Origin of the sequence: Rhizobium sp. BE258, assembly GCF_031457345.1 — a bacterium.
Lineage (GTDB): Bacteria > Pseudomonadota > Alphaproteobacteria > Rhizobiales > Rhizobiaceae > Rhizobium.
Genome location: NZ_JAVDWL010000004.1, coordinates 751,112 through 759,512 on the forward strand (window position 1 = coordinate 751,112; position 8,401 = coordinate 759,512).

General features: G+C 59.7%; 12 protein-coding genes. 5 read left to right on the plus strand and 7 right to left on the minus strand.

Annotated features, from left to right (window positions below; translation table 11 throughout):
• Positions 1-21 precede the first annotated feature (21 nt).
• The 3 genes from J2X43_RS18230 (at position 22) to J2X43_RS18240 (ending at position 2,743) form a co-directional block, all read left to right on the plus strand.
• The gene (locus tag J2X43_RS18230) at positions 22-1,278 is read left to right on the plus strand and encodes a DUF2252 family protein (RefSeq protein ID WP_310295961.1); all 1,257 of its coding nucleotides are present in this window, start codon (positions 22-24) and stop codon (positions 1,276-1,278) included.
• Positions 1,279-1,541: 263 nt separating this feature from the next.
• The gene (locus J2X43_RS18235; protein WP_310295963.1) at positions 1,542-1,760 is read left to right on the plus strand and encodes a hypothetical protein; all 219 of its coding nucleotides are present in this window, start codon (positions 1,542-1,544) and stop codon (positions 1,758-1,760) included.
• A gap of 116 nt (positions 1,761-1,876) precedes the next feature.
• Positions 1,877-2,743, plus strand: coding sequence for a methyltransferase domain-containing protein (locus tag J2X43_RS18240; protein ID WP_310295965.1), 867 nt, complete (start codon positions 1,877-1,879; stop codon positions 2,741-2,743).
• Between the two features lie 144 nt (positions 2,744-2,887).
• Here the strand turns inward: J2X43_RS18240 and J2X43_RS18245 are convergent, their stop codons facing one another.
• Positions 2,888-3,124, minus strand: a complete 237-nt coding sequence (locus J2X43_RS18245; RefSeq protein WP_310295966.1) for a hypothetical protein — start codon at positions 3,122-3,124, stop codon at positions 2,888-2,890.
• 245 nt (positions 3,125-3,369) lie between these two features.
• Here J2X43_RS18245 and J2X43_RS18250 point away from each other — a divergent pair, with 245 nt between their 5' ends.
• Positions 3,370-3,546 carry a hypothetical protein gene (locus J2X43_RS18250; protein WP_310295968.1) on the plus strand — a complete coding sequence of 59 codons (177 nt, stop codon included), beginning with the start codon at positions 3,370-3,372 and terminating at the stop codon, positions 3,544-3,546.
• Positions 3,547-3,560: 14 nt separating this feature from the next.
• On the opposite strand, the gene J2X43_RS18255 is transcribed toward J2X43_RS18250, so the two are convergent.
• Positions 3,561-4,487 carry an NmrA/HSCARG family protein gene (locus J2X43_RS18255; RefSeq protein WP_310295970.1) on the minus strand — a complete coding sequence of 309 codons (927 nt, stop codon included), beginning with the start codon at positions 4,485-4,487 and terminating at the stop codon, positions 3,561-3,563.
• Positions 4,488-4,612: 125 nt separating this feature from the next.
• Here J2X43_RS18255 and J2X43_RS18260 point away from each other — a divergent pair, with 125 nt between their 5' ends.
• A complete protein-coding gene (locus tag J2X43_RS18260; RefSeq protein WP_310295972.1) occupies positions 4,613-5,239 on the plus strand; it encodes a TetR/AcrR family transcriptional regulator in 627 nt (208 codons plus the stop codon).
• Positions 5,240-5,324: 85 nt separating this feature from the next.
• Here J2X43_RS18260 and J2X43_RS18265 read toward each other — a convergent pair whose 3' ends face one another.
• From J2X43_RS18265 to J2X43_RS18285, 5 genes are all read right to left on the minus strand, one after another.
• On the minus strand, positions 5,325-6,140 hold the full coding sequence (locus J2X43_RS18265) for a methyltransferase domain-containing protein (RefSeq protein WP_310295974.1): 816 nt from the start codon (positions 6,138-6,140) through the stop codon (positions 5,325-5,327).
• Positions 6,141-6,221: 81 nt separating this feature from the next.
• Complete coding sequence (locus J2X43_RS18270) at positions 6,222-6,518, minus strand: hypothetical protein (RefSeq protein WP_310295976.1); 297 nt, start codon at positions 6,516-6,518, stop codon at positions 6,222-6,224.
• 149 nt (positions 6,519-6,667) lie between these two features.
• Positions 6,668-6,943, minus strand: a complete 276-nt coding sequence (locus tag J2X43_RS18275; protein WP_310295978.1) for a hypothetical protein — start codon at positions 6,941-6,943, stop codon at positions 6,668-6,670.
• 438 nt (positions 6,944-7,381) lie between these two features.
• The gene (locus J2X43_RS31140; protein ID WP_405049608.1) at positions 7,382-7,726 is read right to left on the minus strand and encodes a nucleotidyl transferase AbiEii/AbiGii toxin family protein; all 345 of its coding nucleotides are present in this window, start codon (positions 7,724-7,726) and stop codon (positions 7,382-7,384) included.
• Positions 7,723-7,989 carry a hypothetical protein gene (locus J2X43_RS18285; RefSeq protein WP_310295982.1) on the minus strand — a complete coding sequence of 89 codons (267 nt, stop codon included), beginning with the start codon at positions 7,987-7,989 and terminating at the stop codon, positions 7,723-7,725. The genes J2X43_RS31140 and J2X43_RS18285 overlap by 4 nt, the downstream gene beginning before the upstream one ends.
• Positions 7,990-8,401 lie beyond the last annotated feature (412 nt).

Genomic DNA, 8,401 nt, shown 5'->3' on the forward strand with positions numbered 1-8,401 from the left:
TAGACGAAAATCAAGGTCACGATGAAAACGACTGTCCTTCCTGCCGATCGCCTGCGCCTACTTCTCGCTCACAAAAATACCAAGATGGCCGCCTCGGCTCACGCCTACGTCCGCGGCAGCACCAAGCGCTTCTACGAATGGCTGGACCGCGCCGATCGCGTTGAGCTTCCTTCGGGGCCCCCAATTTGGATCTGCGGCGACTGTCACGTAGGAAATCTTGGCCCTGTTGGTAGCGGCCAGGGCGGACTGGCAATCCAAATCCGCGATCTCGACCAGACGGTGATCGGCAATCCAGCACACGACCTTGTCCGACTGGGCCTCTCCCTCGCTATGGCAGCGCGTTCTTCGGACCTGCCCGGCGTCGTCACTGCACTGATGATCGAGAGCATGGTCGAGGGTTATGCTTCGGCGTTTCGGCCGGATGTAGCGCCTGGAGATGACGGTGCCGAAGTCCCTAGAACAATAGGACTGGCACTTCACGCAGCGTCACGCCGATCATGGAAGCACTTAGCTGATGAACGGATCGAGGGAGAGGCGGTTCTGCCTCTCGGTTCACGGTTCTGGCCGCTGTCAGAAGACGAGCGAGAAAAAGTCGAAGAGTTTTTCGATCAGGACGACGTCCGTGAGCTCGTCACAGTCCTCAGGCAGGGCAGAGACCGCGAGCGCGTGACCGTTAAGGATGCAGCATATTGGAGGAAGGGCTGCAGTTCGCTCGGGCGCCTCAGGATCGCGGTGCTGCTTCAGATAGGCAGGGGATCAGAGCGCCGCTACGCTTTGATGGACATCAAGGAGGCGGCCGCGGCGGCCGCTCCGTACGACCAAAGCTCGCACATGCCTGCGGATCCCGCAGACAGGGTGAAAGCCGGAGCCACGGCGCTGTCGCCGCACCTCGGGTCACGAATGGTAGCGGGTCGACTTCTTGGACGCCCGGTTTTTGTACGCGAACTGCTGCCACAGGACCTGAAGCTCGAGATCGAGGGACTTACCCAGGAAGAAGCAGTGACGGTGGCGGGCTTCCTTGCGGGTGTCGTTGGCACCGCTCATGCGCGGCAGCTCAATGCGGCCGATCGCGCACGCTGGCTAGGCGAACTCTGCAGCAGCAGAAACGCCTCGTTCGAAGCGCCATCGTGGCTCTGGAACGCCGTTGTCGATCTGGTCGCGATCCACGAAGCAGCTTATCTTGAGCATTGCAGACGGTTCGCTCTCAAGGGACAGCGCGAAAATGGTCTGGCATCAAGCGACGCGGATGACATCGCACTGACTACTTCAGCATCATAAAGTTGCGGCCGTCGCTTCATCGAGGGCGGGCAAGACAAAATCCTATTGCGACGCAGTAATTTTTTCTCCCTCCTGAGGTTCCATCGGTAAATTCTGCTTTGTCTACCGCTTTGATAAACGGACCCCGATCGAATTCCGGGCGAAGAACCGGTTCCGGATCCGGAACCGGACGATGGCGGCACGCCAATCGCAAGAAGTTCCTTTCGCTACTCGACATGGGGGATGCTCTGCGCGGGCGTTCGACTGCAGCCCGAGGATCGCAAATGAGCGGCGACTGGAAAGACAATCTACGTGACCAGCTCGAAGACTTCGTCGACTCCCTAGTCGTTAAGGGTGCCAAGCAGTCCAAAGTCTATGACGCGATCGTTGATGAAATCGGAAACCTTCGGAAGGCATACGACCGCGATCCAGACCCGGCCGAAGACAGGCCCGGTGCGGAGGCCGAGGAACCTTCGAACGAGTGGCCCGGCGCGCTGCCCTGAGGGCAGGCGGCCCAGGTCACGCTGAGCGAACTCCTTCGGCCCGAAAGATGCCAAACCAGACCGCGGAATCCCGCGCCTCGCAGACCGAACTGACGTCTGTCGGAGTTAGACCGTTGATGACACCTGACGAGCTGAAGATCGTGCGCCGAGCATACGCGAAGCAGATTACGGCGGCGCACAAAGTGGATTACGATAGGGTCGAGAAGGCCTTCGCTGAAGTTCCTCGTGAAGATTTTCTAGGTCCTGCGCCATGGCCGATTTTTCGAATGAGAAAGGCCTACGTGCCGACGCCGACGGCGGATCCCGTCTTCCGTTACACCGACGACGTCGTCGGCATTGATCCGTCGCGTCAAATCAACAACGGGCAGCCGTCCATCCATGCCTTCTTACTCTCGAACGCGGCGCCGCGTGATGGCGAGCACGTCGTACATGTCGGTGCCGGAACAGGCTACTATTCGGCGATCATGGCGAGACTCGTCGACGTCTCGGGGAGAGTGACGGCGGTCGAATTCGAGCCCGATCTCGCCGCGCGTGCCGTCGCAAATTTATCATCCTGCCCGAATGTCTCCGTGGTTCACGGCGACGGCGGGTCGGTGGAATTCGACGCTGCCGACGTCATCTATGTGAACGCCGGGGCGACGAGGCCCTCGGATATATGGCTCGATCGGCTGAAGGACGGCGGAAGGTTGGTCTTGCCGCTGACGACCGATCTCGGGTTCACGAAGAGCGACTGGAGCAACATGCATCGCCGTGGTGCGGTGTTTCTTGTAACCAGACGCGGCGGCGACTTCCACGCTCGGTGGATTTCGTCCGTGGCGATATTTCCATGTGCCGGAATGCGCGATGGCGTGTCGGAGAGGGCGCTTGCTGAGGCTTTCGAGAAGGGAGACCTGAGAAGGGTGATGCGGCTCCATCGTGGCGATCATCTGCAGTCAAGCACTAGCTGGGTGCGAGGCCCCGGCTGGTCGCTGTCCTATTCCTAGAAAGGCGACGGCCGGGCGCGCAATAAAAAAGGCCGGGGCGAAATTGCACCGACCTTCTCAACATCGCTTTCACACCAGTGCCAGTACATCCGTGGTCAAAAGTAGGTCAGCGACTTCGGCTTCGCGAACGCTCTCGTAGAACACTCAACAGCGAGCCGATGACAAATAAGTAGCCGTCGATTGTGTTGAATTAAAGTTCGCATTCGTTTGGGCCGCAACCTGCTTACGGTCCGCCGGACCAAGCTTGGAGAGATCCCGGTTGCGCCGGCTCGCGGCCGCTTCCAGGATCTGCGCGAATTCACCCATGCTGATCTTGTCCGCACGCAGAAGCAGACGGATCAACGGGTCCTTGAGTACTTCGCTCATAGTCAGCTCGGTCATAACAGTCTCCTCTAAGACAGCTATAACGTCAGTATGTTACGTCTGGATGTAGCTGGCATGTCCAAACTAAGGCGGCAGGCTCCCTGTTCAAGATCCGCAGCGTTCTGATCTGGCCGGCGAGTGCAACGTGGGGCTTCCGCCACCGTCACGTCGGACATTTCCTCCACGTTCCTTGCAATGTCGATCGCCCGCTCGGTCGAGCGATCGAAGGGGACGACCTTTCCTGTTTCGACGAGCAGTCCCCAGTGCTTCTGAACTCGCCAGCGCGGATATTACGTCTCTCCGCGGCGGCCAGCTTCGGTAGGCTGTTGGCGGCCCGGACGATCTCCGAAACGAGGCTCGTCGTGACCATCGCCTACGAGGAGTTCGTCAATCCCGACGCTCGACTCCGGCATCTCGAAAATCTCGGCGACGAGGGCTAGGGCTATCGGGAGCGCTAGCCGATGACGAACTTGTCACGGTTCTGCTCGATGAACTGGTCGAGCGTGGTCAGCGTGATGCCCCAGCTACGTACGGCGCCGAGGTCCACCTTGTAGCCTTCGACGTTGTTCCACATCTCGTGCCGGTAGCCCAGCTCGCCGTAGGGTTGGGCGAGCGCCTCTTCTTTCGAAAGGGTGATCGCCGAAACAGGCTTTCCAGTGGCTTTCGCGATCTTGGCCGCGACCTCGGGCAGGGTGAGGTTGTCCGCTGCGAGATCGATCTCATGGCTATGGAAGCGCTCGGGATCGGCGAATGCGGCCGCCGCAAACGCACCGATGTCCTGCGCCGCGATCCAGTCGATGCCGGTGTCGGGTTCGATAGCGGTCTCAAACCGGCCACGTTCCCGAAGCGAAGAGTACATGAACTCCACCATCGGCGGCACCAGGTTCTGCATGATCATGGCTGGCTTCAGGATCGTCCAGTGACGGAAGCCCTGCGCCTTGACCATGTCGATCACCGCGGCCTTGTTGTCCCAGTAGAGCGGCTCCCATCGCCCTTCGTCCCAACCGATGAAGTTCTTCTGATCGCCTGCTCGGGCCACCGAGGTGTGGACGACCGTGTCGACGCCCGCTCGTCCGGCGGCTTCGATGAGGGCCTTGCCGGTGACGATCTCGGTGTCCGGGTCGCCGGGATGCGATCCCATCTGCATCGAGAAGACCCCATTCACACCAACCAGTGCTGCATCGAGGCTGGCCGGATCATTGAAATCGCCTTTTACGACTTCCACGCCCTGAGCCGCGAGCGCCTGCGCAGCAGCCGCCGAATTGTCGCGGGTCATGGCGCGCACGGCGCGACCGTCTCGCAGCAGCGCGGCGACGACGGAGCCGCCCTGCTTGCCGGTGGCACCGGTGACCAGGATAAGCCCGTTGGTTGGGTTCGACATGGAGAAACCTTTCTGTACTAGGAGCGCAGCGCGCCATCAAGTTTTCAGAGGATAGGAACTCCCAATACGAAACGCAAGGGTTTCGGTAATATTGCGTTTCGTAATTTGTGTTCTATACTGGTGTCATGAGCGAACGAACTACAGAACATCAGCGCCGCCTGCCGCCTGCAGGGCGAGGACGCATCCAGGACAAGAGCCGCGACGACGTCATCATCGAAGCGACGCTCGAACTGCTTGCCGAAAAGGGCTATCACGGCCTGACGATGACGGACGTGGCCGCGCGGGCAGGGGTCTCCAAGGCGACGCTCTATCGGCGCTGGACGGCGAAAGCGGACGTCGTGGCCGACGCTGTCGCCACGCTAAGTCCCATGAAGACGCCTCGCTATTCCGGTACGTCGCTGCGGGAGGATCTGATCGCACTTCTCGAGCAGGCTGCTAGCTGCGACGACCGCCCCGAGATCGTGACGGCGACGTTCGAGATGGCGAGGGCGCACCCCGACCTTTACCGCACCCTCTCCACACGCTTCGCCAACTTCGTTCGAGAAGAGCTGGACAAGCTCGCCAAGCAAGCGTCCGCCGAGGGGCACCCTGTTCTGTCGGACGTCGAGCTCGACGTCCTGAGCGACACGGTGATCGCACTTCTAGCTCATAATGCCGGACCGGCTGGGAAATCTATTCCACGCGAGCGCCTCGTTGGGCTTGTCGATAACGTGCTGATGATCCTGTTCACCGCGACCCGCGCCGCGACATAGGCCGTCGCGTTATCGTCCCGGCGCGGAAGCCGAGGAGCCGTCGGACGAATGGCCCGGCGCGGCGCCGTGAGGCAGGCGGCCTAGGTCAGGCTGGCCGAATTCCTTCGGCCCACGACATGCCAAACCAGACTGCGGAATCCGGCGACTTGCTCCATTCGATCAAAGCGTCGAGCGCTGCTGTGACGGCGTCTCGCGAAAGCCCGGTTGCGATGATGTCGGCGATCGCTTCGTCGACGATACTCGCTATGTTCCGGACGACGTCTTCGAAATCGGGATCGCCTGCGCAGCCGCCGAAGAAGACGAACGTATTGCGACGAGGAACTAGCCCCGCTTGATGAAGCAACTGCACGAGGCGACGTCCGACGATCGGATCGTTTCCGTGCCTGTCATAGGTTCGCTGGTAAGCGTGCCAGATAGGCGAGAATCCCGGCGGCTCCGGCCACAGCCGCAGTCCGTCGTAATCGTCGTCGGCTAGAATGACGCGCCCTCCCGGCCGAACTGCGCGGGCCATGTTTCGCACCACTTGCAGAGGGTCGGGGATATGCTCGAGTACGAAGCGGGCATGAGCGACGTCGAACTGACCTACTTCGTCATCGCGGAAACGCGGATCGAGGACGTCACCTTCTCTCATCTCGAGGATGTCGGTTTCATTGTCGGCGGCCGCTTGGCGCATGGCTTCGGCGATCTGTTCGGCGCTTCGCTCGATACCGAGCACCGGCACTCCGGTCGCTCGCGCCATCATCCGCGAGTACTGTCCGAGGCCGGCCCCGAAGTCGACGACGCGCTCGCCGGCGACGAGACTCGCGGCTTCGATGCAGCGCTCGTTAAGCCGTCGGTTCAACGCAGTGAGCCGCTGTTGTTCGGCTTCACTCGATCCATGCGTATAATGGGATGATGACATTCGCTGCCCCCGCTGGAATGGCGCGACAACGGTGCCATAAAACAGGGAGATGTCAATGAGAGGACGGCGGCCGCCGACGCCCTAGGCATCTTCCCTGTTAAGGATGCGCAACGTTCTGATCTGTCCGGCGAGCGCAAGCAGTTCCTTCGCCACTGTCTCGTCGGGCATCTTCTCAAGGTTCCTTGCGATTTCGCCAATGACGTATTCAGTCGATCGGTCGAACGGCACCACTTTCCCCGTCTTCGATAAAAGTCCGCGAAGTGCGCCGGACGCCGTCACGCCCCGCTTCAGAAGACGACGCTGTTCGTCCTGCGGCAACCGTGGCAACGTATTCGCGGCACGGACAAATTCGGATACGAGATCGGTCGTCACCGTCATAGCGGGTTGATCTCCGGGGTAGGCTTGCCGTCGAACCTTGAGGAATTGACGGCGCGCGAGACACGGTGAAATTCTAACCTGTCGTCCAGGTTCACCCGCAGCAGTTCTTTCGCTTTCGCGCCCGGCGTGGCGGGATCGAGCCAATTCGGTTAGGCGACCGGGTCCAATACGACGAGTTGTCTATCGTGAAGCTCAGATATCGGATCGCCTGCCGGCATGGTGATGCGTACCAGATCCCGGTTTGCAAGCACGGAAACCATGTAGTTGTCGGCCAGCTCCACAAGATCGGCCGCGACCTCCTCGGGATGCCAGCCCGCCGCGATGGCCGACGCCGCGGCCGTTGTAAAGGAGTCGGTAAGAGCTTCCTGGCATTGCAAGAAGCGATGTGAGTGTCCCGCAGGAGGCGGAGAAGGCAAGCGATCCATGGCGAAGAGATGTCGTTGGTTTTCGAACCTTCAAGATCCCCTTCTTGAGATTGCCGCCAGCCTCACTAAATCGAGTCAGCAACCTCGACTTGGAGCATCGAGATGGAAGACCCTGTCCCATATGTACTTAAGGAACCGGATATCGAAATCCTTCCCCCGGAGCGTGACGATTATGATGCCGGAAACATGCATCTCTGCGCTTGCTGCGGTCGACCGGCACGCATGGACGAAGACTGCTGCGGCATCTGTGAAGAATGCCTGGCTCCTTGAGAACGGTCCGCCGGCTGCTACCGAATAGGCACCACTTCCGCGGTATCACGAAGGCTTGGTCGTAATAGCGGCCAGGTGGCCATCGCCATCCACGCGCAATTTACCATGATTGCCGTCTTCCAAGGTCCGACAATCCAGAATTCAAAAAGGTCTGGCGTGCTTCGAGTCTTAGCTGGAAACTGCAAGACAACGGCAGTTCCTTGCTTCGTGTCCCACGATGAAGTCGATTTCGCCGATGCCAGTGAAAACCATTTTCTGGAAATGAGACCCATCGCCTTCATAGGCGGCCGGCGGCGTTTCGAAAATCAAGTCGTTGGTCGTTGGATTGAAGAGCGGGAGGAGCTGCGGATCGTCCAGGAAAATATCGACGTCATGGCTTTCGCGATGGTTGATCTGCAGCATCATTGCAGTACCGCCGCCGAAGGACCAATCGGTCACCAACACATGGGGTCGATTTACGTCATCGATGAGCTTGTAGGCAATCGCAAAAAGCTCGTCCCAACGGGATGTCATGCGGCCAGAGCGTAAGTCTGCCCCGACCAGGAACCAAACTGCTTTGCCGCCATTGCAAGCACATCGGCCCAGATACCGTTTTCAGACGCGAATTGCATTTGCAGGGAGGGCGAAACGTCCCCGAAAAACGACGAGACGGAACCTGCTGCAGACTTGGCCTTGGTAAAATCCAAAATGCAGGCAACAAGCATCATTTCGTCAAGCGGCTTCGAATAAGGAGCGTTGACGGTTGCGAGGACCAGTTCTGCTGCATTCGTGATCATGTGACGCCACCATCTCCGGCCATCTCTTTCCGGGTTCCAATATACATGGTGCAAGATAGGTGGGCAGTCAAGCGTCAGCGCGGCCACATGGCGCCGGCTCTCGCTCAGTAAGCGCAATGCTAGTGCGTGCCAGCGCGAAAATTAAAGTCTCGCTCGAGGCGATATACAGCCTCCGATCCCGATCTCGGCCGCTGGTCCTAAAGCTATGACGGCGCCAACCTTGCTCCCAACATTGGCATTGACCAGTCGTCGAGAGGCGAGACTGTCGCATCTCTAACTAGCCTATATGTCGCATCTCTAAAATGCCGCTACACACGATGTGGCGTGAGAGTTGAAATGTCCGCCGGTTTGCAAAGTTAAAATGTCCGCAAGGCCACCATACGGCACACCGGCCAGCCCCGATCTGACCGGC

Excerpts from the sequence above, each read along its gene's own strand:
- J2X43_RS18230 (WP_310295961.1), top strand. The coding sequence starts at position 22 with ATGAAAACGACTGTCCTTCCTGCCGATCGCCTGCGCCTACTTCTCGCT.
- J2X43_RS18235 (WP_310295963.1), top strand. The coding sequence starts at position 1,542 with ATGAGCGGCGACTGGAAAGACAATCTACGTGACCAGCTCGAAGACTTC.
- J2X43_RS18240 (WP_310295965.1), top strand. The coding sequence starts at position 1,877 with ATGACACCTGACGAGCTGAAGATCGTGCGCCGAGCATACGCGAAGCAG.
- J2X43_RS18245 (WP_310295966.1), bottom strand. The coding sequence starts at position 3,124 with ATGACCGAGCTGACTATGAGCGAAGTACTCAAGGACCCGTTGATCCGT.
- J2X43_RS18255 (WP_310295970.1), bottom strand. The coding sequence starts at position 4,487 with ATGTCGAACCCAACCAACGGGCTTATCCTGGTCACCGGTGCCACCGGC.
- J2X43_RS18260 (WP_310295972.1), top strand. The coding sequence starts at position 4,613 with ATGAGCGAACGAACTACAGAACATCAGCGCCGCCTGCCGCCTGCAGGG.
- J2X43_RS18265 (WP_310295974.1), bottom strand. The coding sequence starts at position 6,140 with ATGTCATCATCCCATTATACGCATGGATCGAGTGAAGCCGAACAACAG.
- J2X43_RS18270 (WP_310295976.1), bottom strand. The coding sequence starts at position 6,518 with ATGACGGTGACGACCGATCTCGTATCCGAATTTGTCCGTGCCGCGAAT.
- J2X43_RS18275 (WP_310295978.1), bottom strand. The coding sequence starts at position 6,943 with ATGGATCGCTTGCCTTCTCCGCCTCCTGCGGGACACTCACATCGCTTC.
- J2X43_RS31140 (WP_405049608.1), bottom strand. The coding sequence starts at position 7,726 with ATGACATCCCGTTGGGACGAGCTTTTTGCGATTGCCTACAAGCTCATC.
- J2X43_RS18285 (WP_310295982.1), bottom strand. The coding sequence starts at position 7,989 with ATGATCACGAATGCAGCAGAACTGGTCCTCGCAACCGTCAACGCTCCT.